Raw genomic sequence first — 23505 nt, forward strand, 5'->3', positions numbered from 1 at the left:
CGTCCGGATACCGCATGCCTCCGGCGTACCAGCCCGGACGGACCGCGTCACCCCTCCCGACACAAATCCAGACCCCGAAACGCCGAAATCAGTAACTACATGGTGTTGGTACTAGTGCCGGGGCCGGGGGCCGGGGTCACCGCGTAGGCGTCGCCTTCGGCGCCGGGCGGACGGGGACGTACTTCTGGGTGTCGAATTCGATGACCACCGGCCGCGGTTCGGAGGCCACGTCGGCCTGCACCCGGTACATGGTGCCGTCCTCGCCGACCCAGTAGCGCACGCTGTCCGCCGTACCCGCCTTGCCGCGGGCGTCCGGGCCGGTCATGACGTCCGTCCGCCGGCCGCGCGCTTGGCCGGACCCGACCCACGCGGCACCGTTCTGCGGCAGCAGTTGGGCATTGTCCGGGCGGTCGCTGCCCAGGCCGAGGGCGATGGCCAGCGAACTGTCCAGGGTGTTGCCAGTCGTCCGCAGCGGACGGTCGTACCAGCCGGTCGCGGGCGGCGACGCCGGCGCGGTCGCCGGGGCGTCCGCCAGAGGGTGGAACCGGACGGTTGCGGCCGTCCACTCGATCAGGCCGTCGCCGGACGCGTCGCGTCCGGTTCCGCGCACCACCCCGTACCCCCTCTTCGCGCGGTAGTCGACGGATCCGGTGACGACCAGCCCGCCGGCCGCGCCCGGCACGGTGATCGTCACCGCGCGGCCTTCCGCTTCGTAGTTACGGAACCGCGCGACCGCCAGCCGGTTCGCCTCGTCCGAGGTCAGCGCACGACGGACGGCGGGCTCGCCGCCGCCGACGAGGGCCGACGTGAGGGCCGCGGCAGCCGCGACGCCGATGCCGGCGGCCGCCATCCAGCGCGCCCGGGGCCACTTCCTGCCGCGCCGGTCCGCCGCGACCAGCGGGAGACCTCGCCTGATTCTGATGCTCCGCACGCGGCGGGATGCTAACAGGCCCCCGCCCACCCAACCCGTAAATTCCGCTTTCCGACCTGATCATGCGTCAAGTTATGGGATATTGCGGTCGGTTGCTGTGTCCGTAGGGACATAGGACGACAAAGAGGAGTGCCCGTACATGGCGATTCCAAGACTGGCACGCGTGGGGCTGTCCGGTCTGTTACTGATCGGTGGGGCCACCGGCACCATCGCGACAGGCGCCGGACAGGCCGGCGCCGCCACTTCCGACGGCACACTGACGGTCCAGGTGCTGCGGGACTTCTTCGGCACCGGCGTGATCAACACGACCATGGACGTGCCCCAGCGGGGCATGAGGGTCGACGTCTCCGACCCGGCCGGCCACCACGTCACCGGCACCACGGACGCCACCGGCAAGGTCGTGGTGCCCCCGTCGGCCGAACTGACCGGTGGCCGGTACCGCGTCGACGTCAGCGTCCCGGCGCCGTACGACCGCTATCTGCGGGCGGCGCCCGCCTCCACCGCGGAGAACCACTTCGACAGCTTCACGTCGTTCGTGGACGTCTCCGAGGGCAAGGACGACTCGGTGATCACCGGGGTCTGGGACGCGGCCGACTACGCGTTGCCGGACACCCGTTACTTCGTACCGGTGCAGACCGGTCCCGGCGCGAGCGACACCCGGGCGTTGGTGGCGTTCGGGACGGACGCCCGCGGCACCTGCCCCGCAGACAAGGCCTGCCCGACCGTGCTCGCCACGCAGGAGCAGGTGGGGACGACCACGGGCCTGGCCTATGACAAGTACCGCAAGCGGCTGTTCCAGGCCGCGTTCGCCCGGCGGTTCGCCGCGTACGGGCCGGAGGGCGGCAACGCGATCTACGCCGTGCCGGCCGACGGCGGCGGCGCCCCGACGCTGTTCGCGAAGGTGCCGGGCGCCACGGCGACGGCGCACGACAGCGCCAACATGCTCAAGGACGCCGGGTTCATCGACGCGCCGGGCAAGGAGAGCATCGGCGGCCTGGCCCTGTCGGAGGACGGCTCGACGCTGTACGCGGTGAATATGCTCACCCGCAGCCTGGTCAGCTTCGACGCCACCGGGGCGCGCGCCTCGGCGCCGAAGGCCACGGTGCCGATCCCCGACCCGGGCTGCGCCTCGGCCGGCGACTGGCGGCCGACCGGTCTGGCCGTCCGCGACAACACCCTGTACGTCGGCGGCGTGTGCAGCGCGGAGAGCACGCAGAAGCGCGCGGACCTGAAGGCCGTCGTCTCCACGTACGACGGCAAGCAGTTCACCCCCGTGCTGAACCATCCGCTGACCGCCGAGCGCGGGGACGTGTACGTCGGCTTCCCGAACCACGAGGCGTCCCGCTTCTGGAACCCGTGGGACACCCGCCTGGAGACCTGGGACAGCCGCGTGGTGGGCACCACGATGGTCGGTCCGCAGCCGGAGCTGGCCAGTATGGCCTTCGCCCGCGACGGTTCGATGATCCTCGGCTTCCGCGACCGGCTCATGGACGTCGCCGGCGGGCTCGACCCGAGGCCCGACAAGAACACCCCGCAGGGCGGCATGGCCGGCGGTGACATCACCATGGCCTGCGCCAAGCCCACCGGCGGGTACGCCTGGGAGGGCACCGAGGACTGCCCGAACCACGCGACTCCCGCCAACGACGGCATGGAGGCGGAAGGCGTCGTCGAGTACTTCCCCGGCGACTTCTTCTCCGGCGCGGCCACCCCGGCCCCGAACCAGCGCGGACTGCACCAGGAGACCTCGCTCGGATCGGTCGCCTACATCCCGCAGCAGCAGTGGGTCATCAGCACCCAGATGGACCCGACCGTCCACGTCAGCACCGCCGGTGCCGGCTTCTACGACGTCACCACCGGGGCCGGCCCGGGCAACAACCCGAACGGCAACGCGTACCAGTTCGTCGACGGAAACGGGTTCGGCAAGGCCGGCGGCCTCGGCGACATCGCGTACGCCGCGGCGAACGCGCCGATCCAGATCGGCAACGTGGTCTGGTTCGACGGTGACCACAACGGCATCCAGGACCCCGGGCACGTCCTGCTGCCGGGCGCCACGATCAACCTGCTCGACGCCGACGGCAAGCAGGTCGCCACGACCAAGACCGACGCCGCGGGCGAGTACTACTTCGGCGGAGTCGGGGCGGCGTACGAGCTCACGCCGGGTGCCGACTACACCGTGCAGTTCGACGTGTGCACGGCGGACACCAGCCAGGTGCCCGGCCAGCCGGCGGCCACCGATCTGCGCTTCACGCTCCCGCGGGCCGGTGACGACCGGGCGCACGACTCCAACGTGACGCCTCCGACCACCGGGCAGCTGTGCGACGGATCCGCGCCGGTCACGGCGCCCGCGAAGGCGGGAGAGGTCGACCACACGATCGACGCCGGCGTGTACATCCCCGAGAAGACCCCGCCGACCCCGACTCCAACGACCTCGGCTCCGCCGACCAGCACCCCGCCGACGCACGCACCGTCGGCGCCGCCGGCCTCCACGGCGCCCGCCGGCCCGGTCCCGAACGGCGGCTCGGGCTCCCTCGCCCACACGGGTACGTCCCGTACTGGCCTGTACCTCGCGCTCACCACCCTGCTGGTCGGGGCGGGCGCGGCGGTCGTCCTCGTGACCCGCAGGCGCCGATCCAGGCTCCACTGACCACCCACGATTCCTAATCTTCTTGTCAAGCCGTTCTGGCTGGGGCGCCGGCCGTCAGTCGGCCGCGGGCTCAACGGTCGCTGCGACTGAGCGACGGCGGAGCCCAGCGGCCACAAGCTCCATTTCGACCAGCGCGCCCACCAGACCGGTCGGCTTCAGTCGGCCACTGACGGATAGCTGCGGACATCACTGCGACGGGCCGGTGCGACGCACCGGCCCGTCGTCATGACCGCCGCTCGGTGACTCGGTGACTCCGTGACTCGGTGCGGCGGAGTACCTCTCCTCACGCGCGTACGCCCTCCTGACCGAAAACGGGTCATCGCCTCGAGATCTCAGCCTGGCCATTACTCGTCTGTCGCGCGGGGAGTTCTTGCGGTGGGGTGGATCGCGTACGGACGGGTCGGCTCGGGTCGGGTTCTCTGGAGGTACGGCACGGTGACGGACGACGACATGCGGCAGGCTGTGCCCGCCATGGGGCCCATGGTGGAGCAGACGTACGGTCCGGTCGATCTGAGCCGGGAGCCGATCTTCGCCGGGGGATTCATCAACTTCGGGTACTGGCGGGACATCGACCTGGACCGTCCGGTCGGCGAGCCCGAGCGGGTCCGCAGCCAGGAGGATCTCTACCGGCACGTCCTCGACTCCCTGGCCGCGGCCGAGCTGCCGGAACACTCGAGGATCCTCGACGTGGGCTGCGGCCTCGGCATGGGGTGCGCGGTCGCCCTGCGCGAGTACGGGCCCGCGGCGGTCACCGGCATGGACATCCACCCGCACCAGCTGGAGCGGGCGCGCGATGCCCAGGCCGGTCTGCTCGCGACGGACGGGGAGCGGCTGCGGTTCGTCCGGGGGGCGGCGGAACGCATGCCCATGGCGGACGGCGAGTTCGACGCGCTCATCAGCGTCGAGGCCGCTCAGCACTTCCCGGACCTGGAGGCCTTCGCGGCGGAGGCGGCGCGGGTGCTGCGGCCGGGCGGCCGGCTGGCCGTTACCAGTTTCTTCACCGCGGACGACGCGCCCGGCCGGACCGAGGAGCCGGCCCGGCTCCTGGAGACGTACGCGAACGGCCTGGACATCGCCCGTCCGGTGCAGGCGCTCGCGGACGCGTTCACGGCGGCCGGACTCAAGCGGGTGCACGTCGAGTCGATCGGCTCGGACGTCTGGCCGGGCTGGGACCTGTGGCTCGCCCAGTGGTGGGCCCCGGGCACCTGGCCCCGAAACTTCCTGCGCGCCTACGAGGACCATGTCCTGGACTACTACGTCGTCACCGCGACCCGGTCGGCGTGACACCGCCGCCGAGGCCGAGGCCGACGCCGGATCAGTCCAGCCAGACGACGACCGTGTGGTCGTCCCGGGCGGCGGCCTCGAAGTACGCGGTCAGGCCGGTGAACCAGTTCCTGGCCCAGTCGAGTGCGCCGGGCTCCTCCCAGCCCGGCGGGTAGATCTCCGCCGCCGTCAGGTCGCGCGGGTCGACGCCGTCGAGGAGCCGGTCACATGTCAGACCGCTCAGCACCTCGGCGGCGAGGCGGACCCGGTCCGCCGGGAGGTGGTGCGGCGGGCCGTAGCCCCAGTCGTCGGCCTCGCCGAGCGCTTCTTCCCCGTGGACGACGTTCACGGGGAAGTCCACGCGCCGCAGCAGGAAGTCGAGCAGGTGCCACGCCTGGTAGGTGGAGAAATGGCGGACCCCGGTCCGCAGGGGCGTGAACTCCCCGTCCTCGGACTCCAGGGTGTCCTCGATGTACGCGAGGGTGGCGGGCAGGGCGGGGGGCTCCAGCACTTCGCCCAGCGCCTGATCAACTTCGCCAGCCCGGGTGCGGCTGGCCCGCCACGCCTTCAGCACCCGCCAGTTGGCCTCGATCCGCAACAGCGCGGCCCGGAACCGCGGACGGGCGGCGGGCGCGGCCGGCGCCATCGCGGCCTCGATGTCCTGGATCCCGCTCGCCTCGTGCGCGAGCCGGGCGAACACCGCGTCCATCCCCGCCACCGGCCCGTCCAACGGAGCCGAGGCCGCCGACAACAACGCCTCCAGCTGCAGATGCCGCACCGGCGCCAGGTAGCGCTCCGCTGTCATCTGCCGGGTCGCGTGCCCCAACAGCCCCTGGACCAGGAACCACGGATCGCCGTACAGCAACCGGAACTCCCGCCGCTCTGCCGGACTCAGCCCGTACCGCTGGTCCATCACGTGATTGAGAACGACCAGCATGAACAACGCGAACGAGTTACGCGCCGAGTACGGGGTGGCGTACGGCGCGTACACCCGGTGTGGATCCGCTGAGGCGTCCGCCGGGGTCAGCTCCGCGCGGCAGCGCCGGTTCGCCGTGGCGAACACCCCGTTCCACGAGTGCGGCACGAGCGGCAGACCCTGCTCGTTCAGCCACAGCCACAACGGCTCCGGGTCCTCCGGCACCTCGGTGAACAGCAACATCCGCGAACCGACCCGGTCTGCCCCTCATAGCGACAACACCGCGGCCGAGGTGGCAGACGTCCGACGTCATGTTCCCGACGCGCCACCGCCGGTACGGCGGCGTCAGGTTGTCAGGCCGTGGCGGTAGGCGTAGACGACGGCCTGGACGCGGTCTCGGAGCTGGAGCTTGGTGAGGATGCGGGAGACGAAGGTCTTGACGGTCTCCTGGCTGATGACGAGGGCCGCGGCGATCTCGCTGTTGGAGAGGCCGTCCGCGATGAGGCGGAGGACTTCCAGTTCGCGGGGGGTGAGGGGAAGGTCGCGGGGGGTGTGCTCGGCGGGGCGGATGCGGGCGGCGTAGCGGCCGACGAGCCGGCGTGTCACGTCGGGGTCGAGGAGGGCCGCGCCGGTGGCCACGGTCCGGATGCCGTGAAGCAGCCGGTCCGGGGGGGTGCCCCTATCTGTTTCGTCAACCCTGGCGGGGCTGGTTCGTAGGCGTTCGTGCTGGTTTTCGGGAACGTGCCGCGAAGCGGGACGTTCCCGGCGGATCGGGTGCGGTGCGAGCAGCCTGATGGCCGACGCGGCGGGGATGGTCGTGCCGGTGACGGGTGCGGCGGTCTGGAAGAGGTAGGGGTGACGTGGATGTCAGGCGGCGAGGTCGAGGGCGCGCGGTTCGTAGAGGGTGCCGGTGCGGATCATCGCGTGGATGACGTGGTGCTGCCGACGGGGATGCGTGCCCGGACCGTGAAGCCGCCATCTGTGCTGCTGCTGGCGCTGAAGTCGCCGCCCAGAACGTCGACACGTGCGCGCAGGCCGACCAGGCCGCGTCCACCGCCGACGGCAGCGGCGGTGCGTGAGCCGGTTCCGTCCGTGCTGACCTCCACGGTGATCTTCCTTTCGGCGTGCCGTACCTGGACGGAAGTCCGGCTGCCGTGAGCGTACTTGAGGGCGTGGTCAGTGCTTCCTGGACCACCCGGTAGGCAACGAGGTCGGCGCTGCCGGTCGATTCCGGTGGTGTTCCCTGTTCGGTGAAGTCCACCGGCTGTCCGGCCCGGCGGGTCTGCTCGACGAGGGTGAGGACCCTGCCGGCGGCCGGTGTCGCTGACAGCGGTCAGGGACTGCTCGAGCCGCTCGGGTGCGGCGGTCAGGTAGCGGGCGGCTTCGGCCTGTACGACCATCGCGGTCACGTGGTGGGTCACCACGTCGTGCAGCTCGCGGGCGATCCGGGCGCGTTCGGCGGTGCGGGTCTCCGCCGCGACGCGCTCACGGCGCTCGGCCTCCGCGACCCGGGTGGAACGCAGCCACGCCCCGGCCCGCCAAGCCAGGGCCAGCACCAGGTAGAACGTCACGAACTCCTCCGGCGTCTCGCCGCCCGAACCGAACCGGGAGAGCGCGATCGCCAGCGGCACGTACGCCACGGAGAGAAGGATCACGGTGGTGCGCCGGCGGTGTTCCAGATGGGATCCCGCACTGATCAGCACGATGGGCAGTGCGGTGCCGGCGGCCGAGTGGTAGCCGCGCAACTGGTCGAGAGCGAAGCCGCACGTCACCAGGGCGAGACAGACGACCGGCCACCGCCGGCGCACCACGAGCGGGAGGCTTTCGAGCGCGAGGGCCCACCACGGCGAGCGCGTCGAAGGGGCGGGTCGGCAGGTCCCGGACCTCCGTCCCGTGGCCGCGCAGTCCCGGCAGGAACGACGTGACCAGGAACAGTATCCCGAGCGGAAGGTCGCGGACGGTGACGTCGAGCCGGCGCCACACCTGGACGGCCCCTGAAAGCTCATCACCGGACGAGTTTAGCGAGGGCGTTGACGCGCTCGGCACGCTGCCGGGGAACGATGTGGCCGCGACGGCGGGCCAACCACAGGAAGGCGACCGTCAGCAGCGCACCGAACAGCACCGAGTACACACTTGCCTCCGGGCCGAACTCGCCGCCCGTGATCAGCTCGGCGCCCGACGTCGAGGCGTCCAGCAGGCCGTGCGTGTCGCCGTTGCCCGAGACCTCGGCGCCGAAGATGCCGGACTCCGCGAAGTTCCAGCCGAAATGCAGGCCTATCGGCAGCCACAGGGAGCGGGTGGCGGCGTACGCGGCAGCGAGCATGCCGCCGGCCTCGATCGCGATGGCGACGGCACCCGGCAGGGTGGCGTCCTCGTTGAGCAGATGGGCCGCGCCGAACACCACACCGGACAGCGCCAGCGCGATGTACGTGCCCAGACCTCGACTCCACGAGCCGGAAGAGCAGGCCTCGGAACATCAGTTCCTCCGTGACGGCGGCGCCTGCCATGAAGCCGACCAGCCCGATCGCTCCGGTCAGCGAGCCGAAGCCGTGGACCTCGTAGTCCCCGAGGAAGTAGATGTTCGCGATGACGCACCCGAACATCGCGACACCGATGGCCAGGCCCCGGAGGAGCGACCCCCGCGCTCCCTCCCGGGCCAGCTCCGTGACCTGACGCCGCTCGGTGCGCCCCACGACCCACTGGTAGACGAACACCGAGAGCACGACCGTCAGGCCGCCCAGCAGGAGCGAAAGCCACGGGTTGTCCTGCACTGCGGTGACGCTCTGACCGCCGACCGCAGCGACCGCGACCACGGCCAGGATCTGCCACACCAGTTTCACGACGACTCCTTCTTCGGTTCCGTTTCCGGTTCCTTGTCCGGTCCGCGCCGGGGCGCGGCTGAACTGAACGCTATGGAAACGGTGATCAGGAATCGTCACCTCACAGTGGAAACCTGCACGTAGCTCTCACGGGGGACAGCTCCCCGCGCCCGGCCCCGGGACCAGAACGCACGCCCATCCCACCCGGCCCGAACCTCAGACGGGTCCGGCAGCGGACCTGCTGTCCGCCTGCGCCTGGCAGACCCGGGACTCGCTGCCGACCCGCGACGCACACGACCTCGTCCCCGCGCCCGCGGCGAACACCTGCCTGGCCGAAGCAGGGGGTCTCCCCGGCCCGGATCCCCCGCACCTTCGGCTTGACGTTCGACGTCGGTGGTCACTCGACCTGCTGAGAGCGGCGGGATCCCGGCCTGCGCAGAACGGCCGTTCGCGACGCTTCGAGGCTGTGACGTTCTGTGACAGTGGAGCGGCCGGTATGGCCGGTGCGGCTGTCTTGGCAGTCACCTGAAACTCATCAGATTCCCCGCTTGAGGGACTCACTTTGATGCCCGGGCGTCCAACTCCATGACGGACGGCTGCCGATCAACCCGGAGAGCACGTGGCGAAGAAGGACCAGACGACGACCACGCCCTGGCCGCCCCGGCGCACTGCGCGCCGTCCGGGCACGAGGACCTGGCCGACGACGTCCGCGGCCTGGCGGAGCTCGCGGAATGGGAGCGCATCGCCCAGCTGCTCGCCGTCGCGGCGCCGGGTACCGTCTGCGACCCCGACCCCGACCCCGATCCCGACCCCGACTCCGACGACGTCGCCTAGGAGCGTGGGTCAGTAATGGGAAGCGGTCGCAGTCGTGCGACTGCTGCGGCCTGTCGCTCCGTAGATGCGTCGGAGAAAGTTGACACGTCGGATTCTTCCGACGCATAGTGGTGGGCATGGCGGTAGTCGATGTGTTCAGCGCGCTGGCCAATCCGGTGCGGCGCAGGTTGCTGGAGGCGCTGCGGGATGGTCCGCGCGCGGCGGGTGATCTCGCTGGTCAGTTCGCGCTCAGCAGGCCCGCGGTCTCCGAGCATCTGTCGGTGCTCAGGAACGCGCGATTGGTGCGGGAGGAGCCACGGGGGCGGCATCGCTACTACCACCTCGAGGCGGAGCCACTTGCCGAGGTCGGTGAGTGGCTGCATCCCTTCGAGCACTACTGGCGCGCCCGGATGGGGGCGCTGGCCGACCTGATCGACGAGGAGAACCCGTGACCACCACCGACCCGAGCGTCATCCGCTGCGACCAGTTCATCGCCCATTCGCCCCCGGCGGTCTGGAGGGCTCTGACCGACCCCGACCTGCACGCGAAGTGGTGGGCCGCCGGAGATGTGCGGCCCGTCGTGGGCCACCGCTTCACCCTGGATATGGGGACCTGGGGGCACCAGGCGTGCGAGGTGCTCGCCGTCGAGCCCGAGCGCCTGCTCCGCTACAGCTTCGCGCCGGGCTCCCTGGACACCGCGATCACCTGGCAGCTCCACCCGGAGGGGTGCGGCACGCGCCTGCTCCTCGAACACGCCGGATTCGACCTGGACTCCCCGCTGGGCAAGGCCGCGCTTGAAGGGATGGGACGTGGATGGCCGGATGTCCTGCAGCGCATCGAGCCGGCCCTCGCCGCGGCAACCCAGTAGGACCCCATCGCCGTCAGGGAATGACTACCCTTCTGTGTCTCATGATCACTGGTGCGGGATGATGGCCGGATGCGCAGTGGGGATGGGCTGTTCGAAGTCGAGTCGGGCGAAGTGAGGCGGCTGCAGGGCCGTCCGGCGGCGGTGGACAAGACCTTCCGGGCGTTCGACCCGCATCAGGTCCTGCTGCCGCCGTCGCTGGACGACTGGCTGCCCGAGGGCCACCTCGCGCGGTTCGTCGCGGACCTGGTCGACGAGGGGCTCAACCTCTCCCTGGTGCTGGCCGACTACACCGACAAGCGCGGCTACCCACCCTGCGACCCGCGACTGATGCTGCGGCTGCTGATCTATGGCTACACCACCGGAGTGCGCTCCTCCCGGGCGATCGAGCGCAAATGCGTGGACGATGTCGCGTTCCGGTTCCCGGCCGCTGGCCAGGTCCCGGACTTCCGCTCGATCGCCCGGTTCCGCCGCCGTCACCTGGACGCGCTCGCCGACCTCTTCACCCAGTCCCTGCACCTCGCCCAGAAGCTCGGCATGGTCAAGATGGGACGCGTCGCCCTCGACGGCACAAAACTGGAGGCCAACGCCTCCAAGCACAAGGCGATGAGCTACGGCCGCCTGGTCGACAAGGAAGAGCGGATCGAAGCCGAGATCGCCGAACTGGAGGCGAAGGCCGCCGCTCTGCTGCCGACGCCGAGGCCACCGACAAAGCCGAGGACCAGAGGTTCGGTGTCGACGGCAAGGACGCTGACCTGCCCGCCGAACTGGACTGGCGCGAGAAGCGCCTGGCCAGGCTTCAGGCCGCCCGCGCGCAGATCGAGGCCGAGGCCGCCGACAAGGCTCGCCGCCACGCCGAGGACAAGGAGCGACGCCACCAGCAACGCGCCGGCACCACCGACGAGCAGGCCGTCACCGACGCCGGCGAGAATGCCGCCACTGCGTCCGGCTCGGACACACCTACGCGGCTGCGGGCCACCCGGACAAGGCCGAGCAGCAGTTCCGCATTGCCCGGTCCTTGGCCGGGGCGACGTAGCGGCACCGGTCCTGTGGCCCGGGCCACCCCAGGGCGCTGTCGTTTCGTGGGGGTGTAGTTGGGGTGTGGGGGGTGGCCGGGTCTGGGACTGGCGATTGCAGGATGTGCGGCTCGATGCGGTGAGGCGGACAGGTTGGCGGATTCCTGAGTTCCGCCGACGGCTGCTGGGGCAACGGTACCGCCGTTCTGTACGACGGTTTGTCTCATCTTAATGGCGGGGCAGTGTGGTTGGGCCTTTCTGCGTCGCCCCTGTGAAGCGCGGATGCCGCTAGGATTTCCAGTTTCCGAGTAGTGGGGGAGAGTCATGAGCGACCGTTCTGTCCATACGGTGGAAGTGCCTCTGGGTGATGGCAGCGAAGAGTTTGTGCGTGTTCAGATCCGGGAGGTGGACGAGTCACTCGTCCGCGTGGGCCGGGCAGGCCGCTCCGTGGCGAGGGCCGAACGGTCGTTCGGGCAGATGTTGGACGCCGTACGCCCCGTGGCGGAGAGCTTTGTGGGGCGGTTCAAGGGGCTTGCGAACGCGCCGGACGAGATCACGCTGGAGTTCGGGGTGTCATTGTCGGCTGAGGCGGACGTGGTGATTGCCAGCACGGCGACAGCCGCCAATTTCTCCGTAAGCCTGACCTGGAACAGGGGGGATGCGAGAGACTCCAACGGAGATACGTTGCAGGGTGGTTGATTCGGCCAGGACACGCAACGGGGGACTCGGTAGCGCGGAGGTCACGGTGACGGGGATTCAGGGGCGGGATGCCGAGGAGGCGGAGCCGGCACTGGTCTCGGCGGTTGTCCGAGTCAAGGGCCCGGACGGCGCGATCGGCGGCGCGGGCTTCCTCATTGCTCCGGATCTGGTGCTGACCTGTGCCCATGTGGTGTCGGACGCGTTGGACCGGCTCCGGGAGGCCATGGTTGAGGCTGACACCGAGGTCACGGTCGACGTGCCGCTGGCCGGGAACGCCGACGGCGTCGACGGGGGCGACCACTGTGCCGAGGTCCAGCGCTGGATCCCGGTCAGGCCCGATCAGACCGGTGATATCGCCGTGCTGCGATTACGCAACCGGATTCCCGGAGCCCGTCCGCTTCCCGTGATCGACCCGCAACGCGGTGTATGGGACCACGACGCGCGTGCAGTGGGCTTCACCGACGACCACCCGGATGGAATCTGGCACAGCGGCAGGTTCCGGGGGCCCACGCGCCAGGGCTGGATCCAGCTCTCGCGTGCCAACGGTGAGGCCGTGTATGTCAAGGGAGGCTTCAGCGGAAGTCCTGTCTGGGATAACGAACTGGGCGCCGCCGTCGGGATGATGGTGGCGGCGCAGCCGGTACGTGAGGCTCAGCAGGCGTTCGTCCTACGGGTGAGAACGCTGCTGAAGGAAGTTCCCGAACTCGCCCCGCACGTGAGGCCGGCCACGCCCCCTGGCCGTGGCGCCAAGCGGCGGGGACTCGTCCTCGCTCTGGTGGCAGCTGGGGTCCTGGTCGTCTCCCTCGCCGTCTACGCCGGCGCCCAGCTGCACGGCGGCCCCGACGATGCCAAGGGCACCTCCGGCAGCGGCACCCCTTCGGCCGGAACCTCCGCGACGCTCCCCGCAGCCGGGGGCGGACCCGCGCACGACGCCAATTCATCCGGCGGGGACGCCACGGGCGGGAACGCGACCGGCGGGGACGCCACGGGCGGGAACGCGACCGGCGGGGACGCCACGGGCGGGAACGCGACCGGCGGGAATGCCACGGGCGGGAACGCGACCGGCGGGGACGCCACGGGCGGGAACGCGACCGGCGGGAATGCCACGGGCGGGAACGCGACCGGCGGGAATGCCACGGGCGGGTCGGGTGACGCGGGCGGCTCCGGCGGGTCCGGTGGGACGTCCGGCGCGACCTCGCCGAAACCCCCCGCGCCCAGCAGCCACTTCCGGCTCAGGAACGTCGGCTACGGCAAGTGCCTGGCCGTGACCGTAGGCGGCGTCGTGTTCGCCACCTGCGCGGACAGCCCGGCGACCAACTGGACCGCAAAGGTCGGCTCGGGCGGTTCCTACATGTTGTACAACGAGTCCGCCGGCGAGTGCCTGACTGTCAACGCCAACATGCTGTCCCTGGCAGAATGCGGCTCCAAAACCGGCCAGTACTGGCGCACGGGTACCAACAGCACTTTCGTGAACCTGTACAGCAGCCAGTGTCTCGGCGAGAGCGCCACCTGGCCGTACCTGGTGTCCTGCGAGCCGTCGAAGTCGAACCAGCACTGGGCGAAGGAGTACTGATGGCGTGGCCGGAACCGGTGCGCTGGCGGGCTCACCACGAGGGTTGCGACCCGGGTCGCGCGGGCAGACGCTACCGCGTCTTCTCCGTGAAGCTCCGTACCCGGGCCGATCTCCTGGACTGGACCTCTCACCTCATGGAGAAGAACGGGCTGCCCGTCACCGTCTAGCGCTACCTCCTGACGGAGGCCCGAATGGGAGGCGAACGGCTGGCTGTGGTTACCCCAGGAGCGGCCCGGGGGCCTTTCTGAACGCCTCTCTGAGCGTTCGTCAGTTGCGTTGGGGCTCCCGGGTCCGGGACGGTTAGTGTTCGTGGCTCAGGAGGCGTGCGGCGGTTTGTGGGCGTCGGTTGTTGGGTGGGTGTGGCAGGCTGCGGGCACTGAGGGCTTGCGGGGTGTTCGTGCCGGACTGTCTGCCCGGTGATGCCGGCCCAGCTGTCTGGCGGGGTCCGTTCACGGTCGGTTTGGGCCTGTGGCAGTGCTGTCCGGGTGTCGTCGGTCTGCTGCTGCGCCGGAGCGGGCCCGGTCGTGGTCTGTTGAGGTCGCTGACATGGATGGTGCGGGTGCGGGTGTGGTGGGTGTGTTCTGTTCGGTTGTGCCGTTGCTGGCGAAGATGAGCAGGCCGATGAGGGTGATGAGGACCTTGGTGGCGACGTCGATCGTTTCCCCGATGGCGGGCCAGCGGTGCTGGATCCAGCCGATGCCCAGGCCGGCGAGGACCAGGAGCAGGATGATGAGCAGTGGGTCGTGGCCGTACATGTGCAGGACCTTTCACCTCTGGTCCGCCCTCCTGGAGTCGGCCGAGCACCAGGAGGGACGTCCCCGTCTTGTCCCCGCACACGGTGCGGGGGCGACCAGCGGGAATGTGGTCACGGGAAGTACTAGAGACCAGCGGGATCGTGGTACGCACGCGCGGTAGAACGCTGCCCCGTGCCGGACTTTCTTCGGATGTGAGAACCAGTGGCTGACCAGCGATTATTAGACGTTTTCGACGGCGGGGACGAGGAGGAGAGGCTGTGGGAAGCACTCAGCAGCTTCAAGAAGACGGTGCGCGGTCTCGTCGAGAAGACCGGCCTGTCGACGAACGCGCTGGCGGACATGCACAACTTCGGGAAGGGGAAGGTCGCCACCTGGCAGACCCCGAAGCGTGAAGGGCCCAACATCCCGCCCCTGCGCTTCGTCGAGGTACTGATCAAGGAAGCACAGGAACGCGCGAATCTGCAGGACGGGCCGGCAGCGGTGTTCCTGCACCAGTACGGCGAGCTGCTGAAGCTGTACTGCGCGCGGGCCAACCCGCACAACGTCCACCGCCAGATGCTCCTCGACTACCAGAACACCCTCCTGATCCGCGAGCTGAACGACGCGACGAACGCCGCCCTGGAGAAAGTGACCGCGCTCACTGAGGAACTGCAGACACTGCGCGAAGACCGGGACGGGGAACGTCGGCGCCGGATCACTCTGCAGCAGCAGATCGACTCACTGAACAGCCAGAACCAGGACCGGGCCGCAAAGAGGAAAGCAGCCCTCACCCAGCGGGACCAGATCCGAGCCGACCTCACGACGTACGAGAGCGACCAGCAACTGGAGAAATGGCAACCCGGCACTGACCAGGGCGGTCCGCATACGCACCACCCCCACGAACCCGCTCCGCCGCTCCCGCCGCCCGCCGGCCATGGCACCAAACGGCGGCGACTCGTCGTCCTCGCCCTGGTTGCAGCCGGGGCCCTGGTCGTCTCCCTCGCCGTCTACGCCGGCACCCAGCTGCACGGCGACCCCGACGCCAAGGGCACCTCCGGCACAAGCCGTCCCCCCAGCGACACCCCTTCGGCCGGAACCTCCGCAACGCTTCCCACAGCCGGGGGCGAACCCGCGCACGACGGCAACGCCTCCGGCGGCAACGCGTCCGGTGGGAACGCCACGGGCGGCAACGCCTCGGGCGGGAACGCTTCCGGTGGGGACGCCACGGGCGGCAACGCTACGGGCGGCAACGCCACCGGAGGCAATGCCACGGGCGGCAACGCCTCCGGCGGGGACGCCACTGGCGGGGACGCCACCGGTGGCAAGACCACTGGCGGGTCGGGTGACGCGGGCGGCTCCGGCGGTTCCGGCGGGACGTCCGGCGCGACCTCGCCGAAACCCCCCACGCCCAGCGGCCACTTCCGGCTCAGGAACGTCGGCTACGGCCAGTGCCTGACCGCGAGCTACCTCAACGTCGTGTTCGCCACCTGCACGGACAGCCCGGTGGCCAACTGGACCGCAAAGGCCGGCTCGGGCGGTTCCTACACCCTGTACAACGAGTCCGCCGGCAAGTGCCTGACTGTCAACGTCAACGTGCTGTACCTGGCCGACTGCGGCTCCAAAACCGGCCAGAGCTGGCGCACGGGTACCAACAGCACCATCGTGAACCTGTCCAGCAGCCAGTGTCTCGACGAAAGCGCCACCTGGCCGGTCCTGGCGTCCTGCGAGCCCTCGAAGAGGACCCAGCACTGGGCGAAGGAGTACTGATGGCGCGGCCGGACCAGGGGCGCTGACGGGCCCACCACGAGGGACGCGGCCCGGATCGCGCGGGCAGCCCCTACCGCGTCTCCGCCCCGGCGGGCGGCGCTCTGCTGTGTCAGAGGTGCCTGGCACAGTACCGGTCATGGAAGCGAACCTTCGGACAAGAATTGATGCACTCGGGCGCAAGCGGGGCATTCCCGAGGCTGTGGTCGAGGAGGCCTTACGACATCTGCGCCCCTCGATCAGCCTGTGCGAGGCCGACGGGTCGTTGTGGCAGGAAGGCGTCCGGCCTGCGGCCATGGCGGGCGGCCTGCCCAGGCTGCCCGAGGGGATGGAGTGGCCCGACAGCGACCATCCGCACCTCGCCACTATCGACTGTGCGGCACTGCCCAGGGCCGTCCTGGACATTGATCTTCCGCAGGACGGCCACCTGGTGCTGTTCAGCGACTTCGACGATTTCGACGCCCCCGTCCTCCTGCACATCCCCGCCGGTACCGAGACCACCGAGCGGGAACCGAGGATTGTTGACGAGGACTGGCCCGTCTACGAGCCGGTTCCGCTCTACCCCTTGGTCGCCTGGCACATCGACAACTGGGGCGACATCCCTGGCGCACTCGAGTTTACCGAACATAACCCCTCAGGCGCGAACCAAATAGACACATTCATTGACGATATGAGTCATCTCATCAATGGCGCCGATGTGGCGCGAATCCGTCTTGGTGGCCACACGCGATATTTTCAGAATCCACCAGAAAAAGACGGTGTGACTCATTTTCTCAGTGTCTCCGGAGATGAATTCGAAAAAACGTCCATATTGGCCTTCGCGGGAACGCGGGAGGACATCACGGCCCGCCGTTACGAGAACCTCGGGTACTACCTGGCACCCTGCTGACTCGTTCCCCCGGATGGCTGGGAGGCCTGCGAACGATCAATGAGGCGTCGGCGTCGCGTCTGGAAGGGGCTCCCCGGCTGAGGGCAGCCTGATCCGGGAGACGCCGGGGAGGGTGGGAAGCAGCCCTGACAACGCCGGGACGCGTCGGCACTGCCAGACGGCGTGGGTTCGGCGAGCAAGACGAGAAGGTGTACGAGAGGAACCAGTGCCAAAGTTCCGTAAACGGCGTGCCAGCTCAAATCTGGTGGATATGGGCTGGTCGGCAGTGTGTGGGCGTCCTTCGGGTCGTCCAACTCCGAAGCCGGGGGAAGTCGCCGGTGGGGAGGCCATGGTGAATGACTGCGGCGTAGTCATGGCGATGCTGCCGGGGCAACAGTTGGGCACCTCCCTCGTCGATCGGTTGAGTGGTGAACGTGGGAACCGTCCCCGGTCGCCCTTCCTGCTGGCCTCAGCAGTGGGCAGGTCCGTGGCCGGCTCACGGCCGTGGGGCGGGGCGGAGGCTCCGTAGTAGTCCGAGCGCGCCTGGCGGGCACCGCCCGCCGCTACCCAAATCTCTTCGCCCATTGGCAGTTCGGTCTCAAGCCTGACGGCTGGGCGATGGGAGCCGTGTGAGCCGAGAGGCTCCCGCACGGTTCTGCGAGCGGCGGCGGGTGAGATTCCCGCCGCCGACTCACCTCGCGATCATGGTGTCTGGCACCAGGGCGCATGCCGAAGCCCTCCTCGACGAGGTGGCCGAGGTGCTGTCCGGGCTCGGGTTGAGGCTCGCGATGGACAAGACGAGGGTGCTCCACATCGACGAAGGTCTCGACTTTCTCGGCTGGCGCATCCAGCGTCACCGTAAGCGAGGCACCAGCAAGTATTACGTCTACACCTACCCAGCGCAGAAGGCTGTAAGGTCGTGCGCCGGGAAGATCAAGGCGATCTGCTGGCAGGACGTGAACCTGCCGCTCGAAGCTCTGATCAAGCAGCTCAACTCGCTGCTGCGGGGCTGGACCGCCTACTTCCGGCCGGGGGTGTCCCACCGGACCTTCGAGTTCCTGCGCGCTGTCGTATGGCGCCAGATCTTCGGATTGCTCCGGCGAAAGCACCGTAAGACCAGCTGGAAGGAACTCCGCCGCCGGTACTGCCGGGGCGGCTGGTGGCCCGTCGACGGAGAGAAGAAGCTGTTCAACCCAGCCGCGGTGCGGACAACCCGCTACCGCTACCGGGGAGCGGCCATTCCCTCTCCGTGGCCGAGCACAGCATGAGGAAAACTCGTGTGCCCGAAGGGGCTTGTGGAGAGCCCGCCGACTAGTGCCGCGGCAGGCAACGTTTGCCCGTCAAGGAGCGCGTCCGGTACGTGCTCTCGGTGTGCCGGCCGGAAGCCCTCGTACTGGATGTACTTGGGATTTCGGCTGGTGCGGCGAGAGGGCGTGCCGGGCGTCGCGACGGGGCGAACGTTGCCTGATGCGGCACTAGCAATAGGCACGCCGGGTTCGGAGGGCGGCCCGAGGAAACGGGCTGGTCGAAAGGCCAGTACCGCGCCTCGGGTCGACCCTACGTGGTGATGTGCCACAGCCGCGAGCAGGCCGAACAGGCCAAGGCCAGTCTCACGGCGTGGCTGGAGCCGAGGGGACTCCGCTTCAACGAGGACAAGACACGCATCGTCCACGTTGAGGACGGGTTTTCGTTCCTGGGATTCGACATCCGCCGCCGAGTCGATCGGCAAGGCAGCGGAAAGCTGCTCATCACGCCCAGCAAGGAGTCGGTCAAGCGGTTCCGGAAGCGGCTCACCGCCGACGTGCGCTCTATGCACGGCGCGAACGCGGCCGCGGTGGTGTTCCGGCTCAACCCGGTTGTCCGGGGATGGTCGGCCTACTACCGGAGCGTGGTCTCCGGCCGGGTCTTCACCGGCCTGGACCACCACGTCTGGCACCTCACCTATCGGTGGGCCAGACGTTCGCACCCGAACAAGTCGAGGGGCTGGGTCGCGACCCGGTACTTCGGTAAGTTCCACAAGTCCCGGCAGGACCGGTGGGTGTTCGGCGACCGCGACAGCGGCGCCTACCTCACCAAGTTCTCCTGGACGAAGATCGTCCGGCATGTCCCGGTCCTTGGCGGAGCATCCCCAGACCATGCGGAGTCGGTGTGCCGCTGTGCCTCGCGTTTGCCCTCGGCCTTGTCCTGGAGCCGTCCGGCGAGTGTCATCCCGCGCAGGTTCAGGATGCCCACTGCAAGGTCGCGGTCGGCGGGCACGCGCAGGGAAAGCCGGTCAGGTTTGCCCGGATGCGGTGCCGGGGTCGGCGGGGCCGGCGCCGAGCGGGCGCCGACGCCCGCTCGGTTCGGCCGGAGGAGAGATAGGGGCGGGCTCGGCGGTCCAGTCACCGGCCGCCGCGTGCTCGGCGGCGGTCAGGGTCCGAGGGTCCCGGACAGGCGGCTCGGGCAAGGGGCGATCGGTACCGGGCCCGAGTGCCCGGCGATGTACAACACTCACCACCCCAGTCTTCCAGGGGCCAGCACAGGACCTCGCCCGCTTACCCCCAAGCCCCCGAGACTGGCCGTGCCCTCACTATGACGGGCACCACTCTTCACGCCGGCAGAAGCCTTCGCGTGTCGGCAACGAGGTATTCCTGCCAGGTGCCGGCCACAGGGGGCCCGGGTACCGCCGGGACCGCAGCGACCACCACGCGCTCACCGGCCCTCAGCCCCTCTGTAGCAGGGCCCAGGGCATCGATGCGGCCCACGCATTCCATGTGGCCCCCGACAACGGGGAACTCGGGGGAGAAACCGTAGCGGCCACGCAGCACGTGCAGATCACTGGCGTGAATCGGAGTCGCCTTCACACGGATCAGCGCCTGACCAGCCTCCGGCGTGGGAACGGGCCGGGATTCCAGCCGAAGGACATCGACGTGCTCGCCGGCCCTTACGGCCACGAGCGCGCGCATGCAGCGAGGCATGAGACAAGAGCGATGCTGATACCGGCATCCTGGCTTCCATCGGAGCGCCCGAAACCACCTGGTCAGCCGCGGGCGAATTCGAGGAGGTCGGCATTGAACTGATCCGCGAACTCGGGAACCATCGACAGACCGTGTGGAGCACCCGAGTAGACCTTGAAGGTCACGTCCTTGACGAGCTGTGACGATTTCTCCGCGGAGGCCGCGATGGGAACGATCTGGTCGTCGTCGCCGTGAATGATCAGCGTGGGAATGTCGAACGTCTTCAGGTCCTCGGTGAGGTCGGTCTCCGAGAACGCCTTGACGCAGTCGTAGGCGGCCTTGATGCTGACCGTCATGCTCCAGAGCCAGAACTCGTCGCGGGTCCCCTGGGAGACGGTCGTTCCTTCGCGGTTGGCGCCGTAGAAGGGGGCACTGAGGTCCTTGTAGAACTGGGAACGGTCTGTCAGCACGCCTTTCCTGATTTCGTCGAAGACTTCGATCGGCAGCCCCTCCGGATTCGCATCCGTCTTGAGCATCAACGGGGGGATCGCACCCAGCAGGACCGCCTTGGCGACACGGCCCGTGCCGTGCCGGCCGATGTAGCGCGTGACCTCTCCGCCACCGGTCGAGTGACCGACCAGGATTATGTTGCGGAGGTCGAGGGCCTCGATGACGGAGGCGAGATCTTCGGCGTACGTGTTGAGGTCGTTCCCCTTCCAGGGCTGGCCCGAGCGTCCGCCCCCGCGCCGGTCGTGGGCCACGACCCGGTAGCCGTTGTCCGCCATCAGCATCAGCTGCGGATCCCACGTGTCCGCGATCAGCGGCCAGCCGTGGGAGAAGACCACCGGGCGACCCGATCCCCAGTCCTTGAAATAGATCTGCGTGCCGTCCTTGGCAGTGGCGAAGGCCATGATCGCCCCTCCAAACTTGTCCGAAGTTGACGCTTCATGAGAATTCAGCACCCGGGCCGCAATGGGAATGTCACGCCACGACCAGCAGCGGAAAGGCGACGGAGAGGCCGGCAGCGGGAGCGGCCGATGAGCACGTCGTATCAATCACGCTACCCGCAAAGCCCCACTCCAGCGCGCCGGGCAAACCGCGGCGACCGGACAGGGAACGACGGGTGCGCGACAACGCTGTCAGCAGGCTCCGTACTCGGTCGGGCCCGTGGGGGCAGCGGCCGGTGGCAGGCATTGTCCTGGGCGGCGGACAGCCAGCCCTGCCTCCTCCGTCCAGGCCGGGCCCGTCGCCGTGCGGCCTCTGTTGTCGGTGGCGGCTGGAACGCTGGACGGATGAACGGCGATGAGCGGCTGCTGCGCGGCCGCGTGTATGGCCAGGACCAGCAGACCTACACCGCGCTCATAGGCGGCCCGCTGGACGGACTGCTCTGGCTGCTGACCCGGACGGCACCACCACCGCCACGGCGACATCGCCGGAAGCCCCGGACATCCGACTGGTTCTGCGCAGCCCGGCCGTCTACTCGTCAGCCGGACTCGCCTGGACGAGAGACTGCCGGTCTCGTCCTTCCCGATTCGCCGCACACTCGGGAGCCGGCCGGCTTCCACCGCCCCGGGTGCCATCCGAGGTACCCCCAACAGCCCGTTCACGTACCGCCGACCCTGCACTTCCTGTTGCACCGTTTGAACCGGGACTGCTGAGCCGGATCAGGCTTTACCCGCCTGTGGGGCGCTGAGTGTGTAGGTGGTTCCGACGCTGGTCTGCACCCACGCGTCCGGGAGGGCTGCGGCGAGGGTGTGCTGGGCACGCCAGCCGGTGCAGTGACCGGGGACGATCAGCTCGGGTGCGAATTCGGTGAGCGCGGCCACCGTCGGGCCGATGACCGGCTCGAAGGCGGGGCCGCTCAGGTGGAAGCCGCCGATGAGGGCCAGCAATTTGCTGACGCCGGTCAGTCTCATGGCGTGCCGGATATGTTGACCACTCCGGCGTGGCCGCACCCGGTGATGATGACGAGTCCCCGGCCGCGCAGGTTGATGACGAGTGACTGGTTGTTGATATCGGCGGGGTCGTGTCGCCAACCGTTCCCGTCCCAGGGTTGGTGTGCCGACGGGATGCCGTGCTCGAACTCGGTGACGCGGTCCACCTCGCCGGTGGTCAGGGTGCCCTCGGCCAGCAGCGACGGCTGCCGCCGCTCGATCACCTCGAACCCTTCGCGTTCCAGGGCACCCCGTGACAGCGTGGGCATCTCCAGACCCTGGCCGGCGGGAGTGCCAGGCGGCGGCGGGTCCAGACCGCGGGGTGGACGGTCAGCGGCAGGCCGGAGCGCCCGCGCAGCCGGGCCAGGCCGTCGAAGCCGCCCGTGTGGTCGAAGTGTCCGTGGCTGAGCACGCCCTGGAGGCCACCGACATCGATGCCGAGACGCTCGGCGATCACAGCCGGCCCGTCCGGCGACGCGCCGGTATCGAACAGCAGCGTGCTGCTCGCGTTCCCACTGTGGACGGTGACCAGGGCCGAGAAGCCGTGCTCGGCACGCAGCCCCGCGAGGGCCTCGCCGCTGGCGAACTGCCGCGCGGCGGTCCGCCCGGCGCCCGGGTGACGCCTTCGGCAGGGCCAGTAGGGCGTCGAAGGTGTTGTCGACCATCGTCGTGGCCCTGACCTCGTCGATCTCGGGCAGCCTCACCGGGTCGACAGCCGGTCCCTCCGCGGCGCGAGGCGCTGACCACGCCGCCTCGGCCGCCGAGTGCCCGTGGTCGTCGCACATGCCAGAAAGTGCCTCCCGGTCGATACGACCGGCCAGGAATGCAGTTCTCGGTACAAGCCGCGGGCCCACGGCGGTCGCGCCGGCCGCAGGCGCCGTGCGGCGTCATGCTTCCATTCGCGTGGGCGGGACGACGACGTCGATGTGGCCGGTGGCCACGTCGTACACGAGCCCTGAGACGAAGGCTCCGGCCGGAAGCTTCTGCTTGAGGATTTCGACGTCGACGCGGACGGCGGCGACCGGGTCGGTGACCGCCTTGGCGTCCAGGTCTCCGGCCGGAGCTTCGAAGTAATCGGCCAGCAGCTCGGGGAACGCGGCCAGGTCCGTGATCCCGCAGTCGGTGTGGTGCAGAACCGCATAGTGGACGTCGCCCGGGCGAGGGCCGCCCATGCGGGCCTGGACGACCTTCGAGAGCATCTCCAGCGTCCGGAGTGTCGCGGGCGTGACCCGCCCTCCGACGTTGCGGATCACCGCTGCCTCGCCGAGCTTGAGCCCGAGCACGTCGGACGGGTCGACACGAGGGTCGACGCATCCGATGACTGTCAGACTGCCACTCGGCATGAGCTTGAGGTTGGCGAATGACCCGCCGTCGGCGAACCCGGCGTTCCGCTTGGCTAAGGGCTGATTCTGTCGGGGATCTTGAGGATCCCCGGCGGGGCAGCATGATCAACGGGCATGCTCGACTCTGTTCAAGGACCGATGCAGTTGTCGAGGTGCCCGTTGTCGCTCCGCCCGCGTTCTGGTGAGCAAGTTCCTTCTCTGACCGTGCAGATGGCTCGGGCGAGTAACCCGGGCGGGACAACGGCGATGTGGGTGAGAGATCACCTGGGCGGACTGTGGCGGGACGAGGACTTCGCCGACTGGTATCCGCGTGACGGTCGCCCGGGGCTTTCGCCCGCTCAGCTGGCCACCGTCTGTGTGCTCCAGTTCCTGCTCGGTCTGTCGGAC

Annotated in this window: 21 protein-coding genes and 4 pseudogenes; 13 read left to right on the plus strand and 12 right to left on the minus strand. The window is 69.3% G+C overall.

All coding sequences use genetic code 11. From position 1 onward, the window contains the following. Positions 1-136: 136 nt before the first annotated feature. On the minus strand, positions 137-931 hold the full coding sequence (locus ACFYY6_RS36850) for a hypothetical protein (protein ID WP_389197553.1): 795 nt from the start codon (positions 929-931) through the stop codon (positions 137-139). A gap of 139 nt (positions 932-1070) precedes the next feature. Between ACFYY6_RS36850 and ACFYY6_RS36855 the strand changes: the two genes are divergently transcribed. After that, positions 1071-3575, plus strand: a complete 2505-nt coding sequence (locus ACFYY6_RS36855) for an SdrD B-like domain-containing protein (protein WP_351631927.1) — start codon at positions 1071-1073, stop codon at positions 3573-3575. 435 nt (positions 3576-4010) lie between these two features. Then, the gene (locus ACFYY6_RS36860) at positions 4011-4859 is read left to right on the plus strand and encodes a class I SAM-dependent methyltransferase (RefSeq protein ID WP_389197555.1); all 849 of its coding nucleotides are present in this window, start codon (positions 4011-4013) and stop codon (positions 4857-4859) included. A 31-nt stretch (positions 4860-4890) separates the two neighbouring features. Here ACFYY6_RS36860 and ACFYY6_RS36865 read toward each other — a convergent pair whose 3' ends face one another. From ACFYY6_RS36865 to ACFYY6_RS36880, 4 genes and pseudogenes are all read right to left on the minus strand, one after another. Next, complete coding sequence (locus ACFYY6_RS36865; protein WP_389197557.1) at positions 4891-5997, minus strand: DUF1877 family protein; 1107 nt, start codon at positions 5995-5997, stop codon at positions 4891-4893. 102 nt (positions 5998-6099) lie between these two features. Next, positions 6100-6429 (minus strand): annotated as a pseudogene (locus ACFYY6_RS36870) (response regulator transcription factor); the annotation flags it as partial. A 242-nt stretch (positions 6430-6671) separates the two neighbouring features. Next, positions 6672-7737, minus strand: a pseudogene (locus tag ACFYY6_RS36875) (sensor histidine kinase). 22 nt (positions 7738-7759) lie between these two features. Beyond that, positions 7760-8594: pseudogene (locus ACFYY6_RS36880) on the minus strand (CPBP family intramembrane glutamic endopeptidase). A gap of 564 nt (positions 8595-9158) precedes the next feature. Here ACFYY6_RS36880 and ACFYY6_RS36885 point away from each other — a divergent pair. The 7 genes and pseudogenes from ACFYY6_RS36885 to ACFYY6_RS36915 all read left to right on the plus strand — a co-directional run bounded on the left by ACFYY6_RS36885 (position 9159) and on the right by ACFYY6_RS36915 (position 13706). Continuing rightward, positions 9159-9407 (plus strand): hypothetical protein, encoded by a 249-nt coding sequence (locus tag ACFYY6_RS36885; protein ID WP_389197559.1) that lies wholly within the window; start codon positions 9159-9161, stop codon positions 9405-9407. 116 nt (positions 9408-9523) lie between these two features. After that, complete coding sequence (locus tag ACFYY6_RS36890) at positions 9524-9838, plus strand: metalloregulator ArsR/SmtB family transcription factor (protein WP_351524781.1); 315 nt, start codon at positions 9524-9526, stop codon at positions 9836-9838. Further along, the gene (locus ACFYY6_RS36895) at positions 9835-10254 is read left to right on the plus strand and encodes an SRPBCC domain-containing protein (protein ID WP_389197561.1); all 420 of its coding nucleotides are present in this window, start codon (positions 9835-9837) and stop codon (positions 10252-10254) included. The genes ACFYY6_RS36890 and ACFYY6_RS36895 overlap by 4 nt, the downstream gene beginning before the upstream one ends. Positions 10255-10323: 69 nt before the next feature. Further along, positions 10324-11189: pseudogene (locus ACFYY6_RS36900) on the plus strand (transposase); the annotation flags it as partial. Positions 11190-11591: 402 nt separating this feature from the next. Then, a complete protein-coding gene (locus ACFYY6_RS36905; RefSeq protein ID WP_386609299.1) occupies positions 11592-11966 on the plus strand; it encodes a CU044_2847 family protein in 375 nt (124 codons plus the stop codon). Between the two features lie 46 nt (positions 11967-12012). After that, positions 12013-13539 (plus strand): trypsin-like peptidase domain-containing protein, encoded by a 1527-nt coding sequence (locus ACFYY6_RS36910; RefSeq protein ID WP_389197563.1) that lies wholly within the window; start codon positions 12013-12015, stop codon positions 13537-13539. After that, positions 13539-13706 (plus strand): hypothetical protein, encoded by a 168-nt coding sequence (locus ACFYY6_RS36915; RefSeq protein WP_389197565.1) that lies wholly within the window; start codon positions 13539-13541, stop codon positions 13704-13706. The genes ACFYY6_RS36910 and ACFYY6_RS36915 overlap by 1 nt, the downstream gene beginning before the upstream one ends. Before the next feature lie 282 nt (positions 13707-13988). Here ACFYY6_RS36915 and ACFYY6_RS36920 read toward each other — a convergent pair whose 3' ends face one another. After that, positions 13989-14294, minus strand: a complete 306-nt coding sequence (locus ACFYY6_RS36920; protein WP_351525693.1) for a hypothetical protein — start codon at positions 14292-14294, stop codon at positions 13989-13991. Between the two features lie 201 nt (positions 14295-14495). Here ACFYY6_RS36920 and ACFYY6_RS36925 point away from each other — a divergent pair, with 201 nt between their 5' ends. From ACFYY6_RS36925 to ACFYY6_RS36940, 4 genes are all read left to right on the plus strand, one after another. Next, the gene (locus ACFYY6_RS36925; protein ID WP_389197567.1) at positions 14496-16040 is read left to right on the plus strand and encodes a ricin-type beta-trefoil lectin domain protein; all 1545 of its coding nucleotides are present in this window, start codon (positions 14496-14498) and stop codon (positions 16038-16040) included. Between the two features lie 136 nt (positions 16041-16176). Further along, on the plus strand, positions 16177-16926 hold the full coding sequence (locus ACFYY6_RS36930; protein ID WP_389197569.1) for a DUF1963 domain-containing protein: 750 nt from the start codon (positions 16177-16179) through the stop codon (positions 16924-16926). 683 nt (positions 16927-17609) lie between these two features. After that, entirely contained in the window at positions 17610-18173 is a 564-nt protein-coding gene (locus tag ACFYY6_RS36935) for a group II intron maturase-specific domain-containing protein (protein ID WP_389197571.1), read from the plus strand. 299 nt (positions 18174-18472) lie between these two features. Next, on the plus strand, positions 18473-19480 hold the full coding sequence (locus tag ACFYY6_RS36940) for a group II intron maturase-specific domain-containing protein (protein ID WP_389197573.1): 1008 nt from the start codon (positions 18473-18475) through the stop codon (positions 19478-19480). 13 nt (positions 19481-19493) lie between these two features. Here ACFYY6_RS36940 and ACFYY6_RS36945 read toward each other — a convergent pair whose 3' ends face one another. The 6 genes from ACFYY6_RS36945 to ACFYY6_RS36970 all read right to left on the minus strand — a co-directional run bounded on the left by ACFYY6_RS36945 (position 19494) and on the right by ACFYY6_RS36970 (position 23118). After that, a complete protein-coding gene (locus ACFYY6_RS36945) occupies positions 19494-19850 on the minus strand; it encodes an alcohol dehydrogenase catalytic domain-containing protein (RefSeq protein WP_389197575.1) in 357 nt (118 codons plus the stop codon). Between the two features lie 74 nt (positions 19851-19924). Beyond that, entirely contained in the window at positions 19925-20752 is an 828-nt protein-coding gene (locus tag ACFYY6_RS36950; RefSeq protein WP_389197577.1) for an alpha/beta fold hydrolase, read from the minus strand. A gap of 753 nt (positions 20753-21505) precedes the next feature. Then, positions 21506-21757: a hypothetical protein gene (locus tag ACFYY6_RS36955; protein WP_351525862.1), complete on the minus strand. Its 252-nt coding sequence runs from the start codon at positions 21755-21757 to the stop codon at positions 21506-21508. Continuing rightward, positions 21754-22044: a hypothetical protein gene (locus ACFYY6_RS36960; RefSeq protein WP_389197579.1), complete on the minus strand. Its 291-nt coding sequence runs from the start codon at positions 22042-22044 to the stop codon at positions 21754-21756. Before ACFYY6_RS36960 ends, ACFYY6_RS36955 begins: the two co-directional genes overlap by 4 nt. Then, positions 21996-22334, minus strand: coding sequence for an MBL fold metallo-hydrolase (locus tag ACFYY6_RS36965; protein ID WP_386609319.1), 339 nt, complete (start codon positions 22332-22334; stop codon positions 21996-21998). The genes ACFYY6_RS36960 and ACFYY6_RS36965 overlap by 49 nt, the downstream gene beginning before the upstream one ends. Before the next feature lie 328 nt (positions 22335-22662). Next, the gene (locus tag ACFYY6_RS36970) at positions 22663-23118 is read right to left on the minus strand and encodes a carbonic anhydrase (RefSeq protein WP_388652945.1); all 456 of its coding nucleotides are present in this window, start codon (positions 23116-23118) and stop codon (positions 22663-22665) included. Positions 23119-23505 lie beyond the last annotated feature (387 nt).

The sequence above is a fragment of the Streptomyces sp. NPDC001750 genome (assembly GCF_042892615.1).
Classification (GTDB): domain Bacteria; phylum Actinomycetota; class Actinomycetes; order Streptomycetales; family Streptomycetaceae; genus Streptomyces.

What these genes read in the sequence shown, in the direction of transcription:
- ACFYY6_RS36855 (WP_351631927.1), top strand. Translation starts at nt 1,071, where the DNA reads ATGGCGATTCCAAGACTGGCACGCGTGGGGCTGTCCGGTCTGTTACTG.
- ACFYY6_RS36865 (WP_389197557.1), bottom strand. Translation starts at nt 5,997, where the DNA reads ATGTTGCTGTTCACCGAGGTGCCGGAGGACCCGGAGCCGTTGTGGCTG.
- ACFYY6_RS36885 (WP_389197559.1), top strand. Translation starts at nt 9,159, where the DNA reads ATGACGGACGGCTGCCGATCAACCCGGAGAGCACGTGGCGAAGAAGGA.
- ACFYY6_RS36890 (WP_351524781.1), top strand. Translation starts at nt 9,524, where the DNA reads ATGGCGGTAGTCGATGTGTTCAGCGCGCTGGCCAATCCGGTGCGGCGC.
- ACFYY6_RS36905 (WP_386609299.1), top strand. Translation starts at nt 11,592, where the DNA reads ATGAGCGACCGTTCTGTCCATACGGTGGAAGTGCCTCTGGGTGATGGC.
- ACFYY6_RS36915 (WP_389197565.1), top strand. Translation starts at nt 13,539, where the DNA reads ATGGCGTGGCCGGAACCGGTGCGCTGGCGGGCTCACCACGAGGGTTGC.
- ACFYY6_RS36920 (WP_351525693.1), bottom strand. Translation starts at nt 14,294, where the DNA reads ATGTACGGCCACGACCCACTGCTCATCATCCTGCTCCTGGTCCTCGCC.
- ACFYY6_RS36930 (WP_389197569.1), top strand. Translation starts at nt 16,177, where the DNA reads ATGGAAGCGAACCTTCGGACAAGAATTGATGCACTCGGGCGCAAGCGG.
- ACFYY6_RS36935 (WP_389197571.1), top strand. Translation starts at nt 17,610, where the DNA reads ATGGTGTCTGGCACCAGGGCGCATGCCGAAGCCCTCCTCGACGAGGTG.
- ACFYY6_RS36940 (WP_389197573.1), top strand. Translation starts at nt 18,473, where the DNA reads ATGTGCCACAGCCGCGAGCAGGCCGAACAGGCCAAGGCCAGTCTCACG.
- ACFYY6_RS36945 (WP_389197575.1), bottom strand. Translation starts at nt 19,850, where the DNA reads ATGCGCGCGCTCGTGGCCGTAAGGGCCGGCGAGCACGTCGATGTCCTT.
- ACFYY6_RS36950 (WP_389197577.1), bottom strand. Translation starts at nt 20,752, where the DNA reads ATGGCCTTCGCCACTGCCAAGGACGGCACGCAGATCTATTTCAAGGAC.
- ACFYY6_RS36955 (WP_351525862.1), bottom strand. Translation starts at nt 21,757, where the DNA reads ATGAGACTGACCGGCGTCAGCAAATTGCTGGCCCTCATCGGCGGCTTC.
- ACFYY6_RS36960 (WP_389197579.1), bottom strand. Translation starts at nt 22,044, where the DNA reads ATGCCCACGCTGTCACGGGGTGCCCTGGAACGCGAAGGGTTCGAGGTG.
- ACFYY6_RS36970 (WP_388652945.1), bottom strand. Translation starts at nt 23,118, where the DNA reads ATGCCGAGTGGCAGTCTGACAGTCATCGGATGCGTCGACCCTCGTGTC.